Origin of the sequence: Paraburkholderia terricola (assembly GCF_900142195.1) — a bacterium.
In the GTDB taxonomy this organism is placed as follows: Bacteria; Pseudomonadota; Gammaproteobacteria; order Burkholderiales; family Burkholderiaceae; genus Paraburkholderia; species Paraburkholderia terricola.
This window is the reverse complement of the sequence record NZ_FRAB01000006.1, coordinates 184,292-207,723: the sequence shown is the minus strand read 5'-3', so window position 1 is coordinate 207,723 and position 23,432 is coordinate 184,292. Positions and strand designations below refer to the sequence as shown.

At 64.9% G+C, this 23,432-nt stretch carries 22 protein-coding genes; 7 read left to right on the top strand and 15 right to left on the bottom strand.

The annotated features are described in order from the left end of the window. Positions 1–29 precede the first annotated feature (29 nt). The 7 genes from BUE39_RS07870 to BUE39_RS07840 all read right to left on the bottom strand — a co-directional run bounded on the left by BUE39_RS07870 (position 30) and on the right by BUE39_RS07840 (position 7,024). Positions 30–896 (bottom strand): aspartate/glutamate racemase family protein, encoded by an 867-nt coding sequence (locus BUE39_RS07870; RefSeq protein ID WP_073428077.1) that lies wholly within the window; start codon positions 894–896, stop codon positions 30–32. Between the two features lie 27 nt (positions 897–923). Then, on the bottom strand, positions 924–2,414 hold the full coding sequence (locus tag BUE39_RS07865; RefSeq protein ID WP_073428076.1) for an NCS1 family nucleobase:cation symporter-1: 1,491 nt from the start codon (positions 2,412–2,414) through the stop codon (positions 924–926). Positions 2,415–2,728: 314 nt separating this feature from the next. Then, positions 2,729–3,469, bottom strand: a complete 741-nt coding sequence (locus tag BUE39_RS07860; protein ID WP_073428075.1) for a GntR family transcriptional regulator — start codon at positions 3,467–3,469, stop codon at positions 2,729–2,731. A 242-nt stretch (positions 3,470–3,711) separates the two neighbouring features. Next, the gene (gene ldcA, locus BUE39_RS07855) at positions 3,712–4,638 is read right to left on the bottom strand and encodes a muramoyltetrapeptide carboxypeptidase (RefSeq protein WP_073428074.1); all 927 of its coding nucleotides are present in this window, start codon (positions 4,636–4,638) and stop codon (positions 3,712–3,714) included. A 46-nt stretch (positions 4,639–4,684) separates the two neighbouring features. Beyond that, positions 4,685–5,236 carry a tRNA adenosine(34) deaminase TadA gene (gene tadA / locus BUE39_RS07850; RefSeq protein WP_412534853.1) on the bottom strand — a complete coding sequence of 184 codons (552 nt, stop codon included), beginning with the start codon at positions 5,234–5,236 and terminating at the stop codon, positions 4,685–4,687. A 185-nt stretch (positions 5,237–5,421) separates the two neighbouring features. Continuing rightward, a complete protein-coding gene (locus BUE39_RS07845; protein WP_073428072.1) occupies positions 5,422–5,823 on the bottom strand; it encodes a DnaJ family domain-containing protein in 402 nt (133 codons plus the stop codon). A gap of 598 nt (positions 5,824–6,421) precedes the next feature. Then, positions 6,422–7,024 (bottom strand): 2'-5' RNA ligase family protein, encoded by a 603-nt coding sequence (locus BUE39_RS07840; protein ID WP_073428071.1) that lies wholly within the window; start codon positions 7,022–7,024, stop codon positions 6,422–6,424. 516 nt (positions 7,025–7,540) lie between these two features. On the opposite strand from BUE39_RS07840, the gene sapR reads away from it, so the two are divergent. The 7 genes from sapR (at position 7,541) to BUE39_RS07805 (ending at position 14,510) form a co-directional block, all read left to right on the top strand. Beyond that, a complete protein-coding gene (gene sapR / locus BUE39_RS07835; RefSeq protein WP_073428070.1) occupies positions 7,541–8,488 on the top strand; it encodes a sap1 transcriptional regulator SapR in 948 nt (315 codons plus the stop codon). Between the two features lie 17 nt (positions 8,489–8,505). Further along, on the top strand, positions 8,506–9,069 hold the full coding sequence (gene ddpX, locus BUE39_RS07830; protein WP_073428069.1) for a D-alanyl-D-alanine dipeptidase: 564 nt from the start codon (positions 8,506–8,508) through the stop codon (positions 9,067–9,069). A 61-nt stretch (positions 9,070–9,130) separates the two neighbouring features. After that, complete coding sequence (locus BUE39_RS07825; protein ID WP_073428068.1) at positions 9,131–10,735, top strand: ABC transporter substrate-binding protein; 1,605 nt, start codon at positions 9,131–9,133, stop codon at positions 10,733–10,735. 62 nt (positions 10,736–10,797) lie between these two features. After that, the gene (locus BUE39_RS07820; RefSeq protein WP_073428067.1) at positions 10,798–11,877 is read left to right on the top strand and encodes an ABC transporter permease; all 1,080 of its coding nucleotides are present in this window, start codon (positions 10,798–10,800) and stop codon (positions 11,875–11,877) included. 58 nt (positions 11,878–11,935) lie between these two features. Continuing rightward, positions 11,936–12,850: a nickel transporter permease gene (gene nikC, locus BUE39_RS07815; RefSeq protein ID WP_073428121.1), complete on the top strand. Its 915-nt coding sequence runs from the start codon at positions 11,936–11,938 to the stop codon at positions 12,848–12,850. Between the two features lie 2 nt (positions 12,851–12,852). Then, entirely contained in the window at positions 12,853–13,731 is an 879-nt protein-coding gene (locus tag BUE39_RS07810; protein WP_073428066.1) for an ABC transporter ATP-binding protein, read from the top strand. Next, entirely contained in the window at positions 13,728–14,510 is a 783-nt protein-coding gene (locus BUE39_RS07805) for an ABC transporter ATP-binding protein (protein ID WP_073428065.1), read from the top strand. Before BUE39_RS07810 ends, BUE39_RS07805 begins: the two co-directional genes overlap by 4 nt. A gap of 57 nt (positions 14,511–14,567) precedes the next feature. Here BUE39_RS07805 and BUE39_RS07800 read toward each other — a convergent pair whose 3' ends face one another. The 8 genes from BUE39_RS07800 to BUE39_RS07765 form a co-directional block, all read right to left on the bottom strand. Next, complete coding sequence (locus BUE39_RS07800) at positions 14,568–15,338, bottom strand: DUF2182 domain-containing protein (protein ID WP_200799507.1); 771 nt, start codon at positions 15,336–15,338, stop codon at positions 14,568–14,570. Positions 15,339–15,360: 22 nt separating this feature from the next. Next, positions 15,361–15,963: a DUF1326 domain-containing protein gene (locus tag BUE39_RS07795; RefSeq protein WP_073428063.1), complete on the bottom strand. Its 603-nt coding sequence runs from the start codon at positions 15,961–15,963 to the stop codon at positions 15,361–15,363. Positions 15,964–16,261: 298 nt separating this feature from the next. Further along, positions 16,262–16,573 (bottom strand): hypothetical protein, encoded by a 312-nt coding sequence (locus BUE39_RS07790; protein WP_073428062.1) that lies wholly within the window; start codon positions 16,571–16,573, stop codon positions 16,262–16,264. Then, positions 16,570–16,938: a hypothetical protein gene (locus tag BUE39_RS07785; RefSeq protein WP_227470742.1), complete on the bottom strand. Its 369-nt coding sequence runs from the start codon at positions 16,936–16,938 to the stop codon at positions 16,570–16,572. The genes BUE39_RS07790 and BUE39_RS07785 overlap by 4 nt, the downstream gene beginning before the upstream one ends. Further along, positions 16,935–18,155, bottom strand: coding sequence for an NRAMP family divalent metal transporter (locus BUE39_RS07780; RefSeq protein ID WP_073428060.1), 1,221 nt, complete (start codon positions 18,153–18,155; stop codon positions 16,935–16,937). The genes BUE39_RS07785 and BUE39_RS07780 overlap by 4 nt, the downstream gene beginning before the upstream one ends. A 99-nt stretch (positions 18,156–18,254) precedes the next feature. After that, positions 18,255–19,532 (bottom strand): NAD(P)/FAD-dependent oxidoreductase, encoded by a 1,278-nt coding sequence (locus BUE39_RS07775; RefSeq protein WP_073428059.1) that lies wholly within the window; start codon positions 19,530–19,532, stop codon positions 18,255–18,257. A gap of 98 nt (positions 19,533–19,630) precedes the next feature. Beyond that, complete coding sequence (locus BUE39_RS07770) at positions 19,631–21,202, bottom strand: ABC transporter substrate-binding protein (protein WP_073428058.1); 1,572 nt, start codon at positions 21,200–21,202, stop codon at positions 19,631–19,633. Positions 21,203–21,403: 201 nt separating this feature from the next. Next, entirely contained in the window at positions 21,404–23,419 is a 2,016-nt protein-coding gene (locus BUE39_RS07765) for a hydantoinase B/oxoprolinase family protein (RefSeq protein WP_073428057.1), read from the bottom strand. Positions 23,420–23,432 lie beyond the last annotated feature (13 nt).

The window sequence follows — 23,432 nt, the reverse complement described above, 5'->3', positions numbered from 1 at the left end:
CGCCCATACAGCCCGGCAGATAGTGCGTGTCAGACTGAATGTATGTGCTCGCCCGGTTCGCCCGTGTTTACCCGCAGCAAACCGGCGGTCTCCGCACTCTCTTGCGCATCGACCAGAGAGACTCCGGCAGGACCCCGCGCCGGTTGCGCATTCACGTCGTCCCCGGTCGGGCTGAACGACGCCAGCGCGCCGTCGTAGCGCTTGGCCAGCGGCCGCGCATAGTCGCCGCGCTTGGCTGTCGACAGACGCAGCGCGATCAGCGCTTCGGTCCATTTGACCGCGGCCGTCACGCCCTCGATCACCGGCGCACCCAACGCATCCTCGATTTCCGCGCACAGTTCGGCCATGCCCGCGCAACCGAGCACGATCGCGTCGGACCCGTCTTCCGCAAGCGCGCGCCGGCATTCGTCGAGGATGATGCGGCGCGCCGCCGAGCCGGGCTTGTCGAGATCGAGCACGGCCACGTCGGTCGCGCGCACGTTGCGGCAAAAGCGCTTCATGCCGTAGCGTTCGGCGAGATGCCACGCCATGCCGCAGGTGCGCGCCAAGGTGGTCACGACGGAAAAACCCGGCGCCAGCACGCTTGCCGCGTGCATCGCCGCCTCGGCGATGCCGATCACCGGACCGCGCGCCAACTCGCGCGCCGCGTACAAGCCGGGGTCGCCGAAGCACGCGATCACGTAACCGTGGCAGCCCTCGCGCTCGCCGGCCATGACCTCGGCGAGCAAGCCGGGCGTGGCGAGCGCCTCGTCGTAATAGCCTTCGATCGACGGCGGCCCCATCGTCGGATTCACGGCGATCACTTCGGTGCCGGGCGCCGCGACGTCACGCGCGCAGCGGCCCATTGCATCCGTCATGCGTTGGGTCGTGTTCGGGTTGATCAGTTTGATGCGCATAGCGACTCCTGTTGCGTCTGCACGCACTCAGCGTGCGAGCAAGCGATAGAACAGCGCGCCCAATCCCGCGCCGATGAACCACGAAAAATTCGCCATGCCGTCGAGCGCCGGCACCATCACGCAGATCACGGCGATGAGCGCGGCGGGCAGCAACGCGGCCACCGCCCGGTAGTTGACGCCGTTGCGATACCAGTACGAGCCCGTGGGCGCCACGGTGTACAGATCGTCGAGCACGATCTTCTGACGCTTCACGAGATAGTAGTCGACGATCAAGACGCCGTATAACGGGCCGATGAAGCTGCCGAGCACGTCGAGCGTGTAATGAATCACGGCCGGGTTGTTGAAGAGATTCCACGGCGTGATGAAGATCGACGCCACCGCCGCGAGCATGCCGCCCGCGCGCCAGCTAATCAGACGCGGCGCGACGTTCGAGAAGTCGAAAGCCGGCGAGACGAAATTGGCGACGATGTTGATGCCGATGGTCGCAATGGTGAACGTCAAGGCGCCGAGAATCACCGCGGTCGGATAGTCGATGCGGCCCACCGTTTCGACGGGGTCCGTGATCAGTTCGCCGAACACCGGCAGCGTGGCCGCGGTCGTGATCACCGTCACCAGCGAGAAGGCGAGAAAGTTGACCGGCAGTCCCCAAAAGTTGCCGCGCTGCACGCTGCGAAAGCTCTTGCCGTAGCGGGAAAAGTCGCCGAAATTGAGCATCGGTCCAGAGAAGTACGAGACCACCAGCGAGGTCGCCGTGATCATCACCGGCACCACTTGCAGGCCGTGATATTTGACGCCGCCGAGATTGATGCCGATGTTGCGCCAGCCCGCGCGATACACCATGTAGCCCGCGAGAATGAACATCACCACGTAGACGGCGGGACCGGCGAAGTCGATGAACTTCTTGATGGTCTCCATGCCATGCCAGAACACCAGCGCCTGCAAGACCCACAGCAGCATGAAGCCGGCCCAGCCGAGCGTCGAAAGACCCATGAAGCCATGATGATGAACGTCGGCGTAAGGCAGCAATTGCGGCACGAACTTGAGCACCACGATCACCAGCGCGCTCGAAGCCAGATAGGTCTGAATGCCGTACCACGCTACCGCGATCAGGCCGCGAATCACCGCCGGAATATTTGCGCCGAGTACGCCGAAGGTCGCGCGGCACGCCACCGGATAAGGCACGCCGTTCGCCTGGCTCGGCCTGGCGATCAGGTTGCACAGCACGTTGACGATCGTGATGCCGATCAGCAATGCGATCAGCACCTGCCAGCTCGTCAGGCCGAGCGCGAACAGACTGCCCGCGAACACATAACCGCCGACGCTGTGCACGTCCGACATCCAGAACGCGAAGATGTTGTACGCGCCCCAGGTTTGATGACGCAACGGCGCGAGGTCTTCGTTATACAGCCGCTCGCTGTAGCCGGCCGGCATCGACGAATCGTCGGGCGCGCCGGCGTCTTCGTAAGCGGGGATTGGGGGAATTGCGGGACTTCCGGGCGCTGCGCTGAACTGAGCCATGACTCCTCCTTGAGATAGGGACCATCGATAGCGAATCGAAGGACATTGCATCGGCCATGCCAGTCGCACCCTGCTCGGGCGCTATCCAGGCAGCCGTGCCGCGGGTGTCTCCGTACTTGATGTACTTGTGCTTATCGCAGCGCTCGGACCGCGGATTCCCGGCGATGCTTCGTTGCTCGAAAGCCGCTACCCACGCGCGGCGCACGCGTGCGCAAGCCGGCAGCACGCGCATCGAGCCGCCTTGCAACACTGGTGTGGTTCAGTTCAATTCAGTGCGGCGCGCACCAGCAAAGCGCGCACGCCGGCCGCTCGCCTCAGTCTCGCTCCGACTTCACTTTGGCTTCGTTCCTGGACGCGCCGTCGAGCGCGCCGAACACTTCATGCAGATCCGCCGCGCCGCGCGCGGGGCGCTCCAGCATCTTCAACTCGACGCTTTGCAGATGGTGCGCCATCAGCGCCGCCGCCTCCTTGGCATCGCCGGCGTCGAGCGCGGCGAGAATCGCTGCGTGGTCCTCGAACGAGCATGGGCTGCGTCCGAGCGACTCGTACAGCGCGGAAATCAGCGTGGAGCGCGCCACCAGTCCGTTCAGGCAGTCGCACAGCACGGTATTGCCGGTGAGCCCGGCCAACTCGGTGTGAAATTCGCCCGACAGACGAATCCACGCCGGAAAATCACGCGTTTCGAACGCCTTGCGTTCGCGGCCGATCATGCCGCCGATGTTCTTCAGGCGCCGCACGCCGTGGCCGCTGCAAATCTTTTCCACCACGGCCAGTTCGATGATGCGGCGCATTTCGAACACCTCATGCACTTCCTGCAACGACGGACTCGCGACGAACGCACCGCGGTTCGGTTCGAGATCGACGAGACGATCGGCGGCCAGTTGCGCGAGCGCTTGCCGGATCGGACCGCGCTTCACGCCGAAGACTTCGCATAACTGGGCTTCGGTCAGCTTGGCGCCGGGCGCGAGCCGATGCTCGAGGATCGCGGCGCGAATGCGTTCGGCGATGACTTCGGGCTTCGAATGACTCGCGGCGGCGGAATCTGTGTCGGACATGATGTGCGTCTCGGTATGTTGGTCATCATAGGATGGACATAAAGATTGTCAACAATTTTTATCTTGAATAGGGACAATCCGGAAGGTCTGGACGAGCGGATAGGCCGGCGGCGCGCCACGCTTGGCCCGCGCTGCTTGAGTAGGCGTTTAATTGAGCGAGGGAATGGCCGTCTATTGACGGCCGGTTTTGTCAACAATGTCGCGGGCTTTCGCAAACGCGCGCCGCCCGGCTCCGCCGACTGTCACGTCAGGTGCGGATAACCCGACAGCGTCAGCTTGAATCCGTGCGCGTTTGCGACGAGATGCGCATCCGCGCCCACCGGCAGCGTCAGCATGTTGGGAACATGCCCGAATTGCAGGCCGGTCACGACCGGCACCCCGGTCACCGACCTCACCTGCTCGATCATGGCGTGCAGATCGTAGCCGTTGTCGTACTCGTAGGATTTGCCGCCGGAGAAGTCGCCCAGCACGAGCGCCTGCTGCCGCGCGAGGATGCCGGACAAATGCAGCTGATAAATCATCCGCTCGACGCGGAACGGCTGCTCGTTGATGTCCTCGAGAAACAGGATGCCGCCCTGCACGGGCGGCATATAGGGCGTGCCGATCAGCGAGGCGAGCACGGCGAGATTGCCGCCCCACAGCGTGCCCGACACGTCGACCGCCTGCGCTTGCGGCGCGTTGCTCGTCACCGTCATGGTCGGCCTGGTCAACGCCGACCAGAAGCGCCGCATGGTGAATTCGCTGGGATCTTCGGCGCCGAAATCGCTCATCAGCATCGGCCCGGCGAAAGTCTTCACGCCGGCGCGCGCCAGCAACGCGAGCTGGATCGCGGTGAAGTCGCTATGCCCGACCAGCGCGACCGGTCGGCCGCTCAGCCGCCGTTGCAAGCCGTCGTAGTCGAGGCCGTGCAGGATGCGCACCGCGCCGTAGCCGCCACGCACGGCAAGCACGATGTCGGGCAGTTTGCGCGCGGGATCGGCGAGGCGGTTCAGCTCGGCCGCGCGTTCGCCGTCGGTGCCGGCAAAGCGCTGGTAGCAGCGCTGTGTCGCCTCGACGCCCAGAACCCGATGCCCCTGCGCATGGAAGCGCTGCAACGCGCGATGCACCACTTCAGGATCGTTCGGATAACCGGACGGGGCGATCAATTCGATGGTGCGATGAACGGTCATTGGCAAGACCTGTTGGACGTTGATGTTTAGAGCGGTTTAGAGCGGTTTAGAGCGGCTCGGCCGGATCGGAGCCGCCGCTGGCTTCGGCGCCGCCTTCGCGACGTGCCGCGGCGCGGGCTGCCCGGCTCGCGCGGCGCCGCTCGGCAAAGAATGATTTGAGCGCCGCGCCGCATTCGTCCTCGAGCACGCCGCCGATCACCGTGGTGTGATGGTTCAGTTGCGGATTCGCGAATGCATCGACGACGCTGCCGCACGCTCCCGTTTTCGGATCGCGCGCCCCGAATACGACGCGCGCGATGCGCGCGTGCATGATCGCGCCGGCGCACATCAGACACGGTTCGAGCGTGACGTAAAGTTCGCAGCCCGGCAGGCGGTAGTTTTCGACGGCTTGCGCGGCTGCGCGCAGCGCGGCCATTTCGGCATGCGCCGACGGGTCGTGCCCGCTGATCGGATGGTTGAAGCCTTTGGCGATGACCTCGTCGCCTCGCACGAGCACCGCGCCGACCGGCACCTCACCGGCTGCGCGCGCTTCCTCGGCGGCGGCTTGGGCGAGCGCCATGAAGCGGCGGTCGCGCTCTGAGACTGGTGCGGGTGTCACGGCGAGCGCGGCGACCGGGTTTGACGTGCCGGCTGCGGCGGCCGGCTCGGGATTGGGGTTGGCGGCGTTGGCGGGTTCGCCCGGTCCGACGAACGCGGACTCAGCCTGGGGAGCCGACGAATTCGGCGCGCCGTCGGATTCGGCGGAAGCGGAACCCGGCGCGGCCGAGCGGACAAACGGCTCGTTCACTGCGAACCCGCGTCAGCGGTATCGGGCTCGCCGGCGCGCTGCGACAGTCGTTCGGCAATGCGGCGGCAATATTCGCGCGGCAGGACCAGCGGGCCGCCGCGCAGCGATTCAAGCGCCATGTCGAGCGCCAGCATGCGCGCCTGGAGACGGCAACGGGTGACCCGGTCGCTCACGGCGTTCAGGTCCGCTTGCAGATCGCGCAACGCGCGCAGCTGTTCGACAGCCGGCGGCACGAAGCCCGCGTTCTTTAGGATCCGGTTGGCGACGCGCACTTCCTCGGGCACCAGTGCATCGTCTTCGAGAGGCAGCGGCGCGCCCGCGCCCGGCAAATCGTCGAACTCGCCGCGCGCGGCTGCGGCGGCAATACGCTGTTCGACTAACGCATCAAGCAATTTCATCGGCAATCCACTACGTTGCGGCCCACGCATTCTATCAGGGAGCGCACGGGCGGTTTCGCCTGTTCGACCGGAGAAATCCGCTGGACTTTCGGACTTCGCGTAGATGAGTGGCGGCGCGCGTGAACTAGGCTGCGGGGTTCGCCGCCGCGCCGCTTTTCTTGCGTCAACCAGCGCGGCTCTCACTACCGCTTACCCCTGATAAGAGTCATGTACTCCATGCAATCTGGAACGTTCGAGCTACCCGCCAGCAATACCGTTAGCGCTTCCGCTGAAAGCCCGCGCCCCGCCGCATTCACTGGCCGCCTCGGCAAGCCGGCTTTCCGGTCATGCCTGCGCGTGATGCTCGCAGCGGCGACGATGTCGGTCGCGTTGTCCGGCTGTGGCGTGTTCTGCGGCGGCGCGGGCGGAAGCGGCGGCGGCTTTGCTGGCGGTTGTGCAACCGGCGTGCGGTTCTAGGCGGGTGCGGTTCTAGGCGGGTCCGGTTCTAGCCGGGTCCGGTTCTAGCCGGGTCCGATTCTAGCCCGATGCGCTGCCGGCCAACCTCGTCAGACGGGCAGGCCGGCGCGCCGCGAGGTGGGCGCGAAGTCGCCGCGCGCCGTTACTCCGCGCCTTTCAACGACCAGCGCGCCAGCGCGATATGCCGCGTGCGTCCAAGCAAACTGTGTATCAACGCGAACTCGCGCACGTTCCAGCAGACCGGCTCGATCGGGCGCGCCGCGCCCCAGGGCATGCCGTAAGCCAGCGTGACATGCGGCGTATAAGGCGCGGCCGGTGAATGCGCGCGGCCGCCGAAACCGATGTTTTGCAACGCCTCCGCGAGCGCGTCGTGAAGCGCATGAAGCCCGACGACGCCCTCGCTTCCTACCAGCACCAACGGCCCCGGCCGCGGCTTCGACGCAAAGCTCGTTACCGCGTCGAATTCGACCGTGAACGGCTCCATGCTGATCGACGCGGCTGCCCGCATCGCCGCGTCGACGAGTGCTGGCGGCAAGCCACCCGCGAAATTCCCCAAGTGCTGCAAGGTGACGTGCAAGCGGCCAGCCCCGAGCGGTTTGCTTCTCGCGCGCGTCTGTCCGCAAAGCTGCTGCGCGAGTTCGGAAATGCCGGCCGCCGTGCGCGTGTCGGGAAAGACGGCGAAGAAAAGCCCGTCCGTCGGCGGGGGCGGTGCCTCGAGCCCGGGCAGCCAGAGTTGTTCAGGCATGGTGCTCCTGACTGGATGAAGCGGGCATGAGGATGGATCTCCATTGAGTGCGCGAGCATGGCCGCGCATGGTTGATTCGGCTGAGCCGATTGCGCGAGGTTCGACCAACACTGTACATACAGACAGTAGTAGCGGCAATGGGGACAGTGGAAAGCTGTCGCGTCGGCGGTTCGCGAGGATCAACATGAACTGCGGTCGATCGGCAAAGCAGGCCTGGGCTTGCGGCGGCATGCGGCCTCGAACCGTCCTGGCCGACAATGACGATCTATCCCGCCCCGACGCGCGCAGTGCGCGTCGACGGTCCGCCTCGACGTGGACCAAGCGAGGCACCGTTCCCGTTAAGCCACTCATACCGCGAAGGCGGCGAGCAAGACTACGCCGCGCGTTCCGTCGCCAAAACCTATCGATCCCCGCACTCCGATTATTTTTCCAGACTGGCGCTCGGTTTATTGGCTTTGTTAGATGCATGTCGTCGCTCCAAAAAATGACAGCCAACTAACAAGAAGCAAGCGCCCTATGCCGCCCACTTTCGCGCAAACCGTCGAAGCACGCTTCGCCGAACTCACGCCGACCGCAAAGCGCATCGCCAGCTATCTGCTCGCGAATCTCGACCGGCTCGGCCTCGAGACCGCCGATCAGATCGCGCAGCAAGCCGGCACGAGCGGCATTTCAGTGGGCCGCTTTCTGCGCAGCGTCGGCTACCGCAATCTCGACGATTTGAAACGCGAACTGCGCGGCACGCACCGGGACCGTCCGTGGATGATCACCGACCGGCTCGACGCGTTTCGCCGAGCATCGGGTGAACACGGCGAAGCCGCGCACGCGCGGCAGGCGCCGCAAACCGGCAGCGCCTTCACGGCCAGCCCGACCGCCAGCCCGACTGCCAGCCCCACGCCCAGCCCCGCCCTCGCCCACTCGCTCGACCTCGAGATCGGCGCGATCCAGCACGTCTACCAGCTCGCGCAATCGCCGACCTTCGCGCGCGTCGCCGAGCGCATTTCCAGCGCGGATGCCGTCTACATTCTCGGCATTCAATCGACCCGCGGCATCAGCAACGCCTTTTACAGCTACCTCGAATATATTCGCCCGCGGGTGTTCTATTCCGACGGCATGTCCGGCTCGTACGTCGATTCGCTGAACTCGGAATTCGCGTCGCCGTATCTGATCGTCACCGACACGCGCGCCTACTCGATGATCGCGCGCCGCTATTGCGAGGCCGCCACGCGCCGCGGCCTGCCCTTCGCGCTCGTCACCGACATCTATTGTCCGTGGGCCAGGGATTTCGCCGCCGATCTGCTGCAGGTGAAAACCGACGTGGGCCAGTTCTGGGACTCGCTCGCGCCGCTCACGTGCCTGTTCAATCTGCTCATCACCGCCATCGTCGAGCGGCTCGGGCCGACGCTGGACGAACGCGTCGCGCGCAATCGCGAACTGCAAGGCGAACTCAACCAGTTCGATCTTTGAACCTTCATTCACCGCTCATGACCGACCACCGACTCATCGAGATCACACCCGCGACGCATGGGGTCGACATCGACCTCGTGTACGCGACGCACCGCAATCTCACCGGCAAGCCGATCTACCGAGCCGCGCACTGCCTGCTGCTGGAACCGGCCGAAGTCGCGCTGCGCCGCGCGGTGCAACTCGCGCGCCACATCGGGACGACGCTGCGCATTTTCGACGCCTACCGTCCGCCGCAAGCGCAACAGGTGCTGTGGGACTGCCTGCCGGACCCGACCTATATCGCCGACCTCGGCCGCGGCTCGAACCATAGCCGCGGCACGGCGCTCGATCTGACGCTGGTCGATGCGAACGGCGAGGCGCTCGACATGGGCACCGGCTTCGACGCGATGACCGTCGAATCCGAGCACTTCCACGCCGGCTTGCCCGAGCCTGTCCAGCGCAATCGCATGCTGTTGCTCGGCGTGATGCATGCCGCGGGCTTCATGCACATCAAGAGCGAATGGTGGCACTACGAGTTGCCGGGCTCGCTGGCCTTGCCGCTGATCGACAACAGCGAAAGCGGCCCATTGCGCCTGATGTAGTCACATCGTATTTGCAGGTCCGCATCTTTCTTGCCGTTCAACCATTCCTCACGGAGCGAGTATGAAACTGGTTTTGCGCAATGCGCTGGCGGTGGCCGCCGTCGCGTCGGCTTTGGCGCTGTCGGTGGCGGGCGGTGCCGCCCAGGCGGCGACGCCGAAGGACATGTTCGTCATGGCGACGCTGCTCGACGAATTCACCACGCTCGATCCGGGCGAAATCTACGAACTCGTGCCGGAAGAATACGTGGCGAATACGTATGACCGGCTGGTGCGAGTCGATTTGCGCGATCCGTCGAAGTTCAACGGCGACGTCGCGCAATCGTGGACGGTCAGCCCCGACGGCCTCACCGTCACCTTCAAGATTCGCCCGGGCCTCAAGTTCCACTCGGGCAATCCGCTCACCGCCGACGACGTCGCGTGGTCCATTCAGCGCGCGGTGCTGCTCGACAAGGGACCGGCGGCGGTGCTGCAAGGCATCGGCCTCGCGAAAGACAACGTGCTGCAACGCGTGAAAAAGGTGGACGACAGCACCGTCAGCGTGACGACCGATCAGAAATACGCGCCAACTTTCGTGCTCAACGTGCTGGGCTCCTGGCCCGCCTCGGTGCTCGACCAGAAGCTCCTGATGTCGCATCAGAAAGGCAACGACTTCGGCAACGACTGGCTGCGCACCAACGAGGCGGGTTCCGGCGCGTACAAGCTGGTCAAATGGACCGCGAACGACAGCATCGTGCTGCAACGCTTCGACGGCTACCGGGTGCCGCTCGCGATGAAACGCATCGTGTTGCGCCATGTGTCCGAAGCGGCGAGCCAGCGTCTGCTGCTCGAAAACGGCGACGTCGACGTGGCGCGCGACCTGAGTCCCGACGACCTCGCGACGCTCGCCAAAAGCGGCAAGGCGCGCGTGACGGCGGTGCCGCAAGCGACGCTGATGTACCTCGGCCTGAACGTGAAGAACCCGAACCTCGCGAAGCCCGAGGTACAGGAAGCCATGAAATGGCTGATCGACTACAACGGCATCCAGAATCACGTGGTCAGATCCACTTACAAGGTGCACGAAACCTTCTTGCCGGAAGGCTTCCTCGGCGCGCTGACTGCGAACCCGTACCAGCAGAACGTCGCGAAGGCGCGGGCCCTGCTCGCGAAAGCCGGGCTCGCCAACGGCTTCACCGTAAAGATGGACGTGCGTAACGACTATCCCTACAACGAGATCGCGCAGGCCGTGCAGGCGAATCTCGCGCAAGGCAACATCAAGGTCGAGATCATTCCGGGCGACAACAAGCAGACCCTCGCGAAATATCGCGCCCGTCAGCACGATATCTACATCGGCGAATGGTCCGCGGACTATATCGACCCGCACAGCAACGCCCAGGGCTTCACGTGGAATCCCGACAATGGCGACGGCTCCAGCTACAAGATGCTCGCGTGGCGCAACGCCTGGGACATTCCGCAACTGACGAAAGAGACCAACGCCGCACTGGCCGAACCGTCGAGCGCGAAACGCCCGCAACTGTACCAGGCGATGCAGAAGGAAGTACTGGCGCAATCGCCCTTCGTCATCATGTTCGAGAAGGTCGCGCAGGTGGCGTACCGTCCGGGCGTGAGCGGTCTCGAAGTCGGCCCGATCAACGACCTCGTGTCGTATCGCGATCTGAAGAAGCAGTAAGCGCGACAGCCTGAAGCGCGGCTTCGCGGCATTCGCCGCCGCGCTTCGGGCAAGGAAAAATCATGTCCACTCCGATTACACCCGTTGGCGCATTCGACCGCGTGCGCGCGCTCGCCGCCGATCGCGGCAGCGTGCGCTGGACCTTGCGCCTGCTGCGCTGGGCGCTCACGCTGCTGATCACGTTTGCCGGCCTGCTCGCGGTGACCTTCGTGATCGGCCGCAAGGTGCCGATCGATCCGGTGCTGGCGGTGCTGGGCGACCGCGCCTCCGCGCAAGCGTATGCCGCGATGCGCGTCGAACTCGGCCTCGACAAGCCGCTCGCCGTGCAATTCCTGATCTACGTGCGCGACGTGCTGCACGGCAATCTCGGCATGTCGCTGCTGACGGCGAATCCGGTGATCGACGACATCAAGCGCGTCTTTCCCGCCACGCTCGAACTCGCCACGCTCTCGACGCTACTCGGCGTGCTGGTCGGCGTGCCGCTCGGCGTGATCGCCGCGGTTCGCCATAACCGCTGGATCGATCACGTCGCGCGTTTCGTCGGCCTGATCGGCAGTTCGGTGCCGGTGTTCTGGCTCGGTCTGATGGGCCTGCTGCTGTTTTACGCGAAGCTGCATTGGGTGTCCGGGCCCGGCCGCATCGACCCGGTTTTCGACGGCATGGTCGACACGCACACCGGCAGCCTGCTGCTCGACGCGCTGATCGCCGGCGAATGGGACGTGTTCTTCAACGCCGTGTCGCATATCGCGCTGCCCGCCGCGATTCTCGGCTATTACTCGGTCGCCTACCTGAGCCGCATGACGCGCTCGTTCATGCTCGACCAGTTAAGCCAGGAATACATCACGACGGCGCGCGCGAAAGGTTTGCCGGAGCGCCGCGTGATCTGGCGTCATGCGTTCGGCAATATCGCCGTGCCGCTCCTCACCGTGATCGCGCTCGCCTATAGCTATCTGCTCGAAGGCTCGGTGCTCACCGAAATCGTATTCGCGTGGCCGGGCATCGGTTCCTATCTGACGGGCGCCTTGCTCAACGCCGACATGAACGCCGTGCTCGGCAGCACGCTCGTGATCGGCATCACTTTCATCGCCCTCAACCTGCTGACCGACGCGCTCTATCGCGTGTTCGATCCGCGTGCCCGCTGAGATTCAGGAGAGTCACGCCGTGCTTCCTTCCACCGACGATTCAACGCAGGACTGGCCGATGAACGCCCCGCCCCGACGCTGGAAAGCCTGGCTGCTGAGCGACACGCCAGGCTCGCGCAAACAGGCCGCGCTCGGGCTCGCGTACCGGCGCTGGCGGCGTTTCGCCGGCAATCCGCTGTCGGTGTTCGGCCTCGCCATCCTGACGCTGCTGATCGTCGTCGCGGCGCTGGGACCGCTGCTCGCGCCGCACGATCCGCTGCAACAGGTGCTGGCCGACCGTCTGCTGCCGCCGGGTTCCGCATCGCATTGGCTCGGCACCGATCAACTCGGCCGCGATATTCTTTCGCGCCTGATCGACGGCTCGCGTCTCACGCTGTCGATCGCCATTCTCGTGGTCGTGATCGTCGTGCCGGTCGGCCTGGCGGTGGGCACCACGGCGGGCTTCTTCGGCGGCTGGATCGATAACGTGCTGATGCGCGTCACCGACATCGCCCTCGCCTTTCCGAAGATCGTGCTGGCGCTCGCCTTCGCCGCCGCGCTCGGCCCCGGCGTCATCAATGCGGTGATCGCGATTTCGATTACCGCGTGGCCCGCCTATGCGCGGCTCGCGCGCGCCGAAACGCTGCGCATCGTGCAGGCGGATTTCATGCACGTCGCGCGTTTGCAGGGCGCCTCGCGCCCGCGCCTGCTGCTGCGCTACGTGGTGCCGCTGTGCTCGTCGTCGGTGATCGTGCGCGCGACGCTCGACATGGCCGGCATCATCCTGACGGTCGCCGGCCTCGGCTTTCTCGGCCTGGGCGCGCAGCCGCCCAGCCCGGAATGGGGCTTCATGGTGGCGTCGGGGCGCAACGTGCTGCTCGACGCCTGGTGGGTCGCGACGATTCCCGGCTTCGCCATTCTGCTCGTGAGCCTGTCGTTCAATCTGCTCGGCGACGGCTTGCGCGACGTGTTCGACCCGCGCCACGGAGGATGAAAATGAATGCCGATTCCAAGCGGGCGCTGTGCGAAATCGACGATCTGCGCGTGGGTTTTCGCGGCCACGACGGCAGCCTGACCGAAGCCGTGCGCGGCCTTTCGCTCACCGTCAATAAAGGCGAACGGCTCGGCATCGTCGGCGAATCGGGTTCGGGCAAATCGCTGACCGGGCGCGCGTTGCTCGGCTTGCTGCCGGCCGCCGCGCAATGCACGGCGAAAACGCTGCGCTTCGACGGCCAGGACCTGCTCGCCATGCCGCCGGGCAAACGGCGCCGCCTGTGCGGCCAGCAGATGGGCATGATCCTGCAGGACCCGAAATATTCGCTCAATCCGGTCATGACCGTGGCGCAGCAGATGCGCGAGGCGTTCGCGCTGCACGATCCCAAACTGGGCCGCAAGGCGATGCGCGAGAAGATCGTCGCCGCGCTCGCCGCCGTGCATATCCGCAATCCCGAGCGGGTCGCGGATGCGTACCCGCACGAACTCTCGGGCGGCATGGGCCAACGCGTGATGATCGCGATGATGGTTTCCTCGGGACCGCGATTGCTCGTCGCCGACGAACCCACGAGTGCGCTCGACGTGCTGGTCTCCGTGCAGGTGCTCGGCATTCTCGATGAAATGATCGCGAAGCACGACACCGGCCTGATCCTGATCAGCCACGACTTGCCGCTGGTGATGTCGTTCTGCGACCGCGTCGTGGTGATGTATGCGGGACGCGTGGTCGAAACCTGCGCGGCGCGCGATCTGGCGCAGGCGCAACATCCGTATACGCGCGGCCTGCTGGCCGCCAACCCGCCCCTTATCGACCCGCCGGACGAATTGCCCGTGCTCGCGCGCGATCCGGCATGGCTCACGCAATCCACCGGAGCGCCGGCATGATCGACGTTCAGCAGGCGCAAATCCGCTTCAAGACGAAAACCGGTTATTTCGACGCCGTGAAGGACGCCAGCTTTCAGGTCGGCGAGGGCGAGGTATTCGGCCTTGTCGGTGAATCCGGCTCCGGCAAGTCGACCGTCTTGCGGGCGCTGTCGGGACTCACGCCGCTGGCCGGCGGCGGCATGCGGGTCGGCCGGCATGTCTTGGGCGAGAAGATCGACCGCTCGTTCCGGCGCGACGTGCAAATGGTGTTTCAGGACCCGTACGCGTCGCTGCACCCGCGCTTCACCGTTGATCAGACGCTGCGCGAGCCGCTGGCGATCAACGGCATCGACCGTCAGGAAGAACGGATCGTGCAAGCCTTGCTCGAAGTCGGACTCGGGCCCGCGTTCCGCTTTCGTTATCCGCATCAGCTTTCGGGCGGCCAGCGTCAGCGCGTGGCAATCGCGCGTGCGCTGATCGTCGAACCGCGCGTGCTGCTGCTCGACGAACCGACCTCCGCGCTCGACGTTTCCGTGCAAACGGAAATCCTCAATCTGCTGCGGCGCTTGCATCGTGAACGCAGGCCGACCATGGTGCTGGTCAGCCACAACCTCGCGGTGGTCGGCTTTCTCTGTCAACGCGTCGCGGTGATGCGCAACGGCGAGATCGTCGAGGAGCGCGCGATCGAGCAGATTCGCGCGCAGCAGGTCGAGCACGACTACACGCGCAGCTTGTTGCTCGCCACTGATGGATATCGGCGCCAGGCGGTTGAAGTCATCGGCGTGGATGCGGCCTTGTAGGTTCGCGGTTTGGGGGGGCATGAGCAGACCGTTCACCCGGCTGCTAGTGTCGCGACCTCACCCCGTCGTTGCAACCGCGACACCCCAGCCAACCAGCAGCAAGCCCTCCGCAAACGGAAGCCATCGCGCTTGCGGCAGCATTTTTTCGAGCATCACGTAGATCGACAAAGCGGCAACCCAGAGCACGTTCATGACGCCGAACACGAAGAGCAACGCCATCAGTGCGCCGCAACAGCCGACGCAATACGCCCCATGACGGAACCCCATGATCCAGGCGCCGACGCTGCCGTCGCGCCATTCGTTCAGAAGAAAACCGAGCGGCGAAGCACACTTGCTAAGGCACGCGTGCTTTAAGGGTGTGAGTTGGAAGACGCCGGCAACGATCAGCAACGCGCCCGCAAGCAGCGGGGTTGCGCTCACCATCATCGGCGTAACGAGACGGGCCTCCAGCAGGCCCCACTGCGCGAGCGTCGCCAACAGGCTGAAGCCGGACCACACGGCCAGGTAGCCGAGAACAAATACGCTCGTGTGCGCATACGGCAGTCGTTGCGCACGCCGCTGACGGCTCAGGAACGCGAAACTCAAAACCATCGGCACGATTGACGGGAGCATCATGGCCGCCATCATGATGGCCCACATCGCCAGCACCAGCAGCAGATCGATGACGCCCCAGTCCGTCATGCGCGGCATGATGAGCATGACGGCGCCCGCGTCCATGTGCTCCATGCCCCAACTCATGTTGAGCAGGTAAATCCACGCGAGCGTCGCGGCGGCCGCGAGTCCCGACAGCACGATCACGCGGTCGCGCACCGGGAGCCGTCGCGTCACGAGGCCACTGTCGAAACCTCGCTCAGCCATGGTAGGCGAACGGAGAATAGAAGCCGTTCCGATCCGAGATCTCTCTGGAAAAACCGTGGTCGGTGAAGCGAAAGCGCGTCGACTTCCCGATCACCGCCGCAAATCCGGGGACTGGGGTCAGCGGGTGATTGCTGATGGTGACGTCGCCTCCGTCCTGCCCGGACAGCGCTTCGATTTCCATGTCCGCGATATCGGGTATGCGAAGGCTGCGACGTTTTCCGTCGAGTTGATAGTCGATCGCGACCGGTTTGACGCCCATGACTTCGCCGATCATCGGGCCCAGCGCGGAAAGCGGCCCGCCGGCTTGACCCGAGAAGATCTGACCCAACGCCTCTTGCTGCTTCGGCGTCCCGCGTTCGTCGAGATAAAGCGCCACCCGCCACTTGTTTTGCAGCATGTGACCCGGCGCATACGCAAAGAGCGCGATGTTGAGTCCGTCCAGTGTCACGCCGGCGAACTCGCCTTGATCGACGTGCCAACCGATCAGCGCCGCGCAGTCTCCATCCGACGGCGGGCCGAGACAAACGCAACTGCACGGGGCGTAGCAGTTGCAGCTCTCGAAATACGTACCGGCAACCTTCCAGCTCTCGGCCATGGCGCTCACCTCCGTCGTTGGGATACGGGTACAGGGCGTTCGCGTTTACGGAATTCGGGCATGGCGCGTTTGCGCCCGTCAGTGGCGATTGCGGACGCCGAACCCGGCGAGCGAATCCATTCAAGTCTAGGTCAAAATGGCCGGGGGGCGTTCGCTTTCGCGATGGGTAGCTCGTTCTTTCGCGATGGTGACGAAGCAACAACCGGGCGTGCTCACGCGTTCGGATCGCTCGCGCTGCTGTTCGGCGTCCGGGCCGACGCCCGCCGCCTCACGACAGAGCCGGCACACGCTGTCTCGCTCACGAAAAGCGGCTCAACTCGGTTTCATCACACAACAGCCGCGGATGCCGCGGGTCCGCGATGTCGATCTGGTGCCACGCGATCCGATGACCTTGCGAGCGGCGCCTGTGCCGCATCGCTTCACGCAGCAGCCGCGGCAGCAGCCCCACGGCAAGGCGCTCGAGCAGCGCATCCGAACCCATGTGAAATTCGCTGATCACCCATGCGTCCGCGTCGCGTATGACGTGAATCGATTCGACATGTCCGAGCCGCCTGCCGTCTCTCGACAGCACGCGCCGGCCGAGCAGAAGATCGACGTTGACCCGCGTCATTGCAGCCACCTGGGAAGGCGCTCGATGACGTGCTCGCGCAGCCAGCGCTGCCAATCGTCGATGGGCGTGTCGTTCATGTCGATGTCGACCTCGATGTCGACATCCATGAGGCGGATACGGCTCCACGCAATCCGGTACGGCTCGGCATGGCGTGCGCCGCCGATCCTCGCGGCGAGCCGCCCGACCCAGCGCGCGGTGCGCTCCCCGACGCGCCGCGCGATCGCCATCGAGCCGATCTCGATCGCAATCACTTCCGGCGGCCGGCCGGGGCGCAGTTCCGCGACGATGCCGTCGACCCGGCCCATCCTGACGGAGTGGCGGTCCACCACCTGCTTGTCGAGCACGTCCCGCACGATGTCCATCATGCGCCTCCCAATACCTGTAACGGCAGCGCGACGATCGCCAGCACGAAGGCCAGCACGATGATCGCGACGACCACCGTATTGGAAATCACGCCGTTGCCGTGGCGTCCCACGTAGCGCTCGTCGTTCATCAGCACCAGAAACGGCACGACGGTGAGCGGCAGGCTTACCGCTGTGAGCGCCATCGAGAACACGGTCAGTTTGAGCGGGTCGACACCCGCGGCGATCGGGATCGCACTGATCGCGAGCGCGCACGTGTAGACGAGGCAAAACCCTGGATCGTCGCGCGGCTTGCGGTTTTCGCCCCAGTTCCAGCCGAAGCCCTGCGCAACTAAATACGCCTGCTCCAGCGCGATCTGCAAGATGGCGCCGAAGCACGCGAACGCGAGCGACGCGACGAACAGCACGAAGCCCCAGAAGCCGAAGACCGCGACCAGCAGCAGCGGCAGTTGGTGGTAGTCGTCGACGCGCGTGATGCCGTGGGCGGGAAACACATACGCCGCGGCAACCAGCACGGCCACCGAAATACAGCCGCCGAATGCCATGCCCAACGTGGCGATCGCGCGGTTCGCGCCGAGATAGCCTGAGTCCCACTGATCTTCGACCGCGCCGGACGAATAGAACAGGAACAGCGACGGCGTGATCGACGCGCCGAGGATGCTGACGACGATGAACCAGTAGTTCGCCGGATCATGATGCGGCACGCTGGGCAGCACGCCCGCCGCCACCTGATGCCAGTCCGGTTTGAGCGTGACCGCCGCGGCGACGAAGCTCAACGTGACGAGGCCGAGCAGCGACACGCCTTTTTCGATCAGCCCGAAGGTGCCTCGCCACAGCGTGAACCATGCCAGCAGCGCGACGGGCAGCGCCCACCACGGGTGCTTCAACCCGGTGGCCATCTCGAGCGCAACACTGACGCCGCCGATTTCCGCCGACAGCACCAGCGTGTTCACGATCAGCACCGCGACGAACGGCAACAGGAAGAACTTGATGCCGAAGCGGTCGCGAATGCCCGCGGCGATCGTATGCTGGCTCACCGCGGCAAAGCGGCCCGCCATCTCGGTCAGGAAGATGATGCACAGCGTGCCGACGACAATCGGCCAGACCAGTTGCAAGCGGAACGCGGCCCCGCCCTGCGCCGCGGTCGACAGCGATCCCATCTCCAGAAAGCCGCCCACGCTGGTGACGACGCCGAGGCAGATTTCGAATATTTTTTTCATCCCGTCCGGCTCCGTCTGAAGACACCCGTGCCTTAGCATCGTTCGTTCCTGCTCGCCCCGAGCGTCGATGCAAGGTGGTATCTTCCCGCGCATTTCACGTCAATGCAGCAAGTCCTGGATCCGGTAGTACGCACCGACGAGCGGCAGCATCCAGCGGCGCGCGGCATGGGCCGGCACCGGCGGCCAGGGCAGCGCGCGCCACGGGTTCGCAGCGGGCGAACCGGACATCACGTCCGCCATCACGCGCCCCATATGCGTGGACATCTGCACGCCGTGCCCGCTGTAGCCCATCGAGTAGTAGAGCCCGTCATGCTGACCGGCGCGCGGCAGCCGGTCGACGGTCATGTCGACGAGACCGCCCCAGCAATAGTCGACCCGCGTTGCGGCCAGTTCCGGAAAGTACTTCGCCAGGTTGGCCTGCAGCACGCGGCCGCTCTTCGCATCCGAGCGCGGGTCCGACATCGCGAATCGGGCCCGCCCGCCCCACAGCAGCCGGTTATCCGGCGTCACACGAAAGTAGTTGCCGATGTTCAGCGAGGTCACATAGTTGCGCCGCCGAGGAAAGAGCGCGTCCAGCTGCCCCGTGGAAAGCGGCTCTGTCACCACGATGAAACTGCCGACGGGCGCCATCCGTTGCTGGAACCATTGCAGCGGCCCTTGCCGCGACGGTCCTGTCGCCACCAGCACCTTGTCGGCCAGAATCACGCCGCGCGCGGATGTGACCTCGAAGCGGCCGCCGTCGATGCGCTTCATTTGCGTCACGGCGGCATGCTGGAAGATGCGGGCCCCATGACGCGCCGCGGCCTGGGCGAGCCCCACGCCGAACTTGCCCATGTGCATCTGCGCGCCATTGCGTTGCAGCAGTCCGCCATGGAAACTTTCTGAACCGACTTCGCTGCGCATGCGTGCCGGCTCGATCAGTTCGATATCCTGGTCGACTTCACGATGCAACACTTCATAGCTCCGCGCGAGCTTCTCGAAGTGCTTCGGCTTCGCCGCGAGTTTGAGCTTGCCGCAACGCACGAAATCGCAGTCGATCCGATGCTGCGTCACGATCGATTCCACCGTTCCCACCGCGCTTTCGTACGCGCGATAAAACGCGCGAGCCTGGTCGAGCCCGACGCTCCCCGCGAGCGACGCAAAGTCCTGCGCCACGCCGGTGTTGCACTGCCCGCCGTTTCGCCCCGATGCCTGGCCCGCGATCCGCCCCGCCTCGAGCACGGTGACCGACACGCCGCGCGTGGCAAGTTCGAGCGCGGCCGACAGGCCCGTCAAGCCCCCTCCGATCACGACCACATCACTGCGCCCTTCCACGGGACCGTCGGCGCCGTCCTTGAATTCGGGAGCCGTATCCAGCCAGTACGAATCTAGCTTCATTGAATTTTCGATTGAATGCCACGACGCGGACCGCCTCGCCAGCGAGGCCTTCGCAGCGAGCCGGTCACCGGAACGAACAGCAACGTGAACGGCCTACTTCAAGCCGACCACCACGCATATTCGGCGAACGAAAAGCCCATCATCGCGCCGGTCGGAATCGAGCCGAGCCCCTTGAGGCGCTTGTCGTTCGCATCGAGCAGACTGATGAACGACGGAATGCCGATACCGCCCTCGTCCGTCACGAGCGCCTGCATTTCGCCGTACATCTGCTTGCGCTTCGCGTCGTCGGTCTCGGCGCGCGCGCTCACGAGCAGTTGATCGAACTTCGGATCCTTCCACGCCGACTCGTTCCACGGCGCGTCGGATTTGAAGAACTGCGTGAACAGCACGTCCGCGCTCGGCCGCGGATTGATGCTGCCGAAGCCGAGCGGGTGCTTCATCCAGTGATTCGACCAGTAGCCGTCCGCGGGAACGCGGTTCACGCTCAGGTTCACGCCGATCTTCGCGGCCGTTTGCTGGATCAGTTGCGCCATTTCGACGGAGCCGTTCGCGTCCGTGGTGGCGTAGATCGGCGGCAACGTGGTTCCGACCGCGCCGGCCTTCTGCATGTAGAACTTCGCCTTGTCGAGGTCGAACTTGCGTTGCGGCAACGAGGCATTGAAGTACCGATGACCCGGCGGAATCGGCTGGTCGTTGCCGATCACCGCATAGCCGAGAAAGACTGTGGAGCGGATCTGCTCGCGATCGAACAGGTACTTCATGCCCTTCACGAAATCAGGGTTGCCCGTGAACGTGTTGTCGCGGCGCATGATCAGGTCGGTATAAAGCCCCGACCGCGTCTCCTTCATTTCGTATCCCGGCGTCGCGGCGATACGGCGTGTCGAGCGCGGGTCGACCGAGTTGATCAGATGAACGTCGCCGGCGAGCAGCGCGCTCACACGCGCCGCGTTGTCGCTGATGCTGATCAGCTCGATCTGATCCAGATACGGCTGCCCCGGCTTCCAGTAGTTGTCGTTGCGCACGCCGATCGTGCCCGCGCCCGGCTTGAAGCTTTTCAGCTTGTAGGGACCGGTGCCGATCGCCTGGTTGAAGTTGCTCGTGCCGTCCTTGACGATCACCAGTTGCGGGGTCGCGAGAATCACCGGCAAGTCGGCGTTCGGCACCTGCAGCGTCAACGTCACTTCGTTGGGTCCACTTGCGGTCACGCTCGTGAACTGATCGGCGAGCGTCTTCACGCGCGAGGCCGTTTGCGGGTCCTTGTGACGCATCAGCGAATAGACCACGTCGGCCGGCGCAAGCGGCTTGCCGTCGTGAAAGGTCACGCCCTGGCGCAGCTTGATGATCCACGTTTTCGCATCGGTGCTGGAGACCGATTCAGCGAGATTCATGCGCGGCGTCAGGCTTTCGTCAAGCTGCGTGAGGCCGCTGTAAAACATGAAGAAGCGGATGTAGTCGCCGCCGGTCGAGCCCGCTGCCGGATCGAGCGTATCCGATACGGAACCCGCGTCATAGGCGACACGAATGCTGCCGCCCTTCTTCGGAACCTCGGCGGCGAGCGCGCCGGGCGCGGCCGTGAGGAGTCCGCCGCCGGCGGCCATCATGCCGGTTCCAGCCAACATGCGCATCATGTCGCGGCGGCTGATGCCGCGGCTATTCGTTTCGTCGTTCATGTTCAGGGCTCCGCGGATGTAAATGAATCAGGCAACGTTCTCTTGTGAAGTCTCGTCGGCAGCATCGTATGCCGGCACAAAACGCGTAAAGCGCCGACAAAAAAAGGCAGACGGCATAAACAAACTGTTTCGGCGCCGCCAACGCGGCACTTTGCATGGTCGCCGGTTTCGCGCCGACGACCTGCCATGGACCGGGTGCTGTCAGGCGCTCGCCGGCGCCTTGGTGTCGAGCAACTGCGGATAGCGTCGCAGCACTTCGTCATACAGTTGCGCGATCACTTGCGGCCCCGGCGCCAGGGTGCCGGCCGTCTCTCTCGCGTCGAGCGCATCGAAGATCTTGTGCTTGAGGAAGTGCCGCCATACGACCGGCGCGCGCGCGAGAATGCCGGTCAGAACGTCGTAGCGTTCGCGGGTCCATTTCGCTTCATACGCGTCGCGCTGCGCGCCATGGTCGAAGTGACATGCCGGCCGCTGCCGCGCCGCGCTTCGCGCCGCCTCGCGCAGACGCGCGGTCGCCTCCGCATCGACAGCGCCCTCGACCAGCGCCACGCCATACAGATCGCGCGCCTGAGCGACGGACAGATAGCCGCGCCGCACGTCCTCGAGCACCTTCCCTGTATCCCGTTCGTAAGGATGACCATAGCCGCCGCCGCCGCACCCTTCGAGACGGATCACGTCGCCGGGACCGCACATCACGAGGTCGGTCACGCCGAGGTCTTCCTCGCTGTCAGTCCCTGGGTTACGGGTGAAGCGCGACACGGCGCCGGCCTTGCCGCCCAACACACCCCACGAGGCAAAGCGCGAACGGTCGCGATTGCGCGCCGTCACGAGCGTGCCCGGCGAGAAGACACGAAACTCCATGACGGTCCCGAGGCCGCCGCGATACTTGCCGGCGCCGGCGCTGCCCGGCACCACGCCATAGCGCGTGATGCGGATCGGCACTTCCGCTTCGTTGATCTCGACCGGCGTGTTGCGCAGGAACGCGACATTCGCGCCCGACGCGTCGGAGCCGTCGGCGCACGCCATGCCGCCCGCGCCGCCGCCCACCGGTCCAATCGACGCGATCACCGTGCGGCCGTTGCGATCGACCGTCTTCACGTTCAGGATCGACATGCCGCCGGCCGGACAGGCCGGCAAGCGGTCCGGGCACACCATCGAGAATGCGCCGAACGTGACGTATTGCGCGACCTTCGCGGTCAAACTGCGCATGCCGACCGCGGCCGGCGGCACGCAGTTCATGATCGTGCCTTCGGGCATGATACAGCGCGCCACTTTCAGCATGCCGGCGTTGAGCAGCAGATCGGGATTCAACGAATACAGCACGTAGTTCAGGCCGACGAGCGCGAGCACATGGCGCTCCTTGCCGCCCGTCGGCATGTTCAGCGACGAATTCAACTGCGGATCGCTGCCCGTGAAGTCGAACACGAGCGAACCGTCTTTCACCGTCAGCGTCAACGCGACGCGCAGCGGCTTGCCGTTGACCGAATCCTCGTCGGCGTATTCGGCGAAGAAGTACTCGCCGTCCGGCATGCCGCGCACGATCGTGCGCGCCTGCTCCTCCGAATAGTCGAGCAGCGCGTCCATGCCGGCCCGAAACTGCTCGATGCCGAAGCGCTCGATGATTTCCAGCACCCGCCTCTCGCCGGTCATGAGCATGGCGATCTGCGCCTTCAGGTCGCCGCGATTCTGCTCGGGCGCGCGCACATTGATCGCCATGTGTTCGAGCAATGCTTCATCGAGCACGCCCGCGCGGACGATTTTGGTCGGCGCGAAACGAATGCCTTCCTGATAAATCTCGGTGAGCGTGCGCGACAGCGACGCCGGCACCGCGCCGCCCATATCGGTGTTGTGAATGTGCCCGCCGACATGGCAGACGATCTCGCCGCCGAAGAACACCGGTTTCCACATCATCACGTCGGGCGTGTGGGTCGCGACGTAGCCGCTATACGCGTCGTTCGTCATGCAGATGTCGCCCGGCTCGTAGTGATCGATCATGTCGATCACCGCGCCGAAATCGAGCCCCGGATACCAGGTCGCGCCGAGCGTTTTCGGCGATGCGAAAGTCAGGCCGCGCGTGTTCATCAGCGTGCAGGAGAAGTCTTCGGTTTCCTTCACGAACGCCGAATGCGCGGTGCGCACGAGCGTGTACGCCATGCTTTCGGCGGCCGCGACGCAATAGTTCGCGAAGACCTGAAGAACGGATTTATCGAATGTCATCGTGCGTTTCCAG

Coding starts and splice junctions, on each gene's coding strand:
- BUE39_RS07765 (WP_073428057.1), bottom strand. CDS start 23,419: ATGACATTCGATAAATCCGTTCTTCAGGTCTTCGCGAACTATTGCGTC.
- BUE39_RS07795 (WP_073428063.1), bottom strand. CDS start 15,963: ATGGCCGAGAGCTGGAAGGTTGCCGGTACGTATTTCGAGAGCTGCAAC.
- BUE39_RS07825 (WP_073428068.1), top strand. CDS start 9,131: ATGAAACTGGTTTTGCGCAATGCGCTGGCGGTGGCCGCCGTCGCGTCG.
- BUE39_RS07780 (WP_073428060.1), bottom strand. CDS start 18,155: ATGAAAAAAATATTCGAAATCTGCCTCGGCGTCGTCACCAGCGTGGGC.
- BUE39_RS07870 (WP_073428077.1), bottom strand. CDS start 896: ATGCGCATCAAACTGATCAACCCGAACACGACCCAACGCATGACGGAT.
- BUE39_RS07865 (WP_073428076.1), bottom strand. CDS start 2,414: ATGGCTCAGTTCAGCGCAGCGCCCGGAAGTCCCGCAATTCCCCCAATC.
- nikC (WP_073428121.1), top strand. CDS start 11,936: ATGAACGCCCCGCCCCGACGCTGGAAAGCCTGGCTGCTGAGCGACACG.
- BUE39_RS07820 (WP_073428067.1), top strand. CDS start 10,798: ATGTCCACTCCGATTACACCCGTTGGCGCATTCGACCGCGTGCGCGCG.
- BUE39_RS07785 (WP_227470742.1), bottom strand. CDS start 16,938: ATGATGGACATCGTGCGGGACGTGCTCGACAAGCAGGTGGTGGACCGC.
- BUE39_RS07860 (WP_073428075.1), bottom strand. CDS start 3,469: ATGTCCGACACAGATTCCGCCGCCGCGAGTCATTCGAAGCCCGAAGTC.
- ddpX (WP_073428069.1), top strand. CDS start 8,506: ATGACCGACCACCGACTCATCGAGATCACACCCGCGACGCATGGGGTC.
- BUE39_RS07845 (WP_073428072.1), bottom strand. CDS start 5,823: ATGAAATTGCTTGATGCGTTAGTCGAACAGCGTATTGCCGCCGCAGCC.
- BUE39_RS07840 (WP_073428071.1), bottom strand. CDS start 7,024: ATGCCTGAACAACTCTGGCTGCCCGGGCTCGAGGCACCGCCCCCGCCG.
- BUE39_RS07805 (WP_073428065.1), top strand. CDS start 13,728: ATGATCGACGTTCAGCAGGCGCAAATCCGCTTCAAGACGAAAACCGGT.
- BUE39_RS07775 (WP_073428059.1), bottom strand. CDS start 19,532: ATGAAGCTAGATTCGTACTGGCTGGATACGGCTCCCGAATTCAAGGAC.
- BUE39_RS07810 (WP_073428066.1), top strand. CDS start 12,853: ATGAATGCCGATTCCAAGCGGGCGCTGTGCGAAATCGACGATCTGCGC.
- ldcA (WP_073428074.1), bottom strand. CDS start 4,638: ATGACCGTTCATCGCACCATCGAATTGATCGCCCCGTCCGGTTATCCG.
- BUE39_RS07770 (WP_073428058.1), bottom strand. CDS start 21,202: ATGAACGACGAAACGAATAGCCGCGGCATCAGCCGCCGCGACATGATG.
- sapR (WP_073428070.1), top strand. CDS start 7,541: ATGCCGCCCACTTTCGCGCAAACCGTCGAAGCACGCTTCGCCGAACTC.
- BUE39_RS07790 (WP_073428062.1), bottom strand. CDS start 16,573: ATGACGCGGGTCAACGTCGATCTTCTGCTCGGCCGGCGCGTGCTGTCG.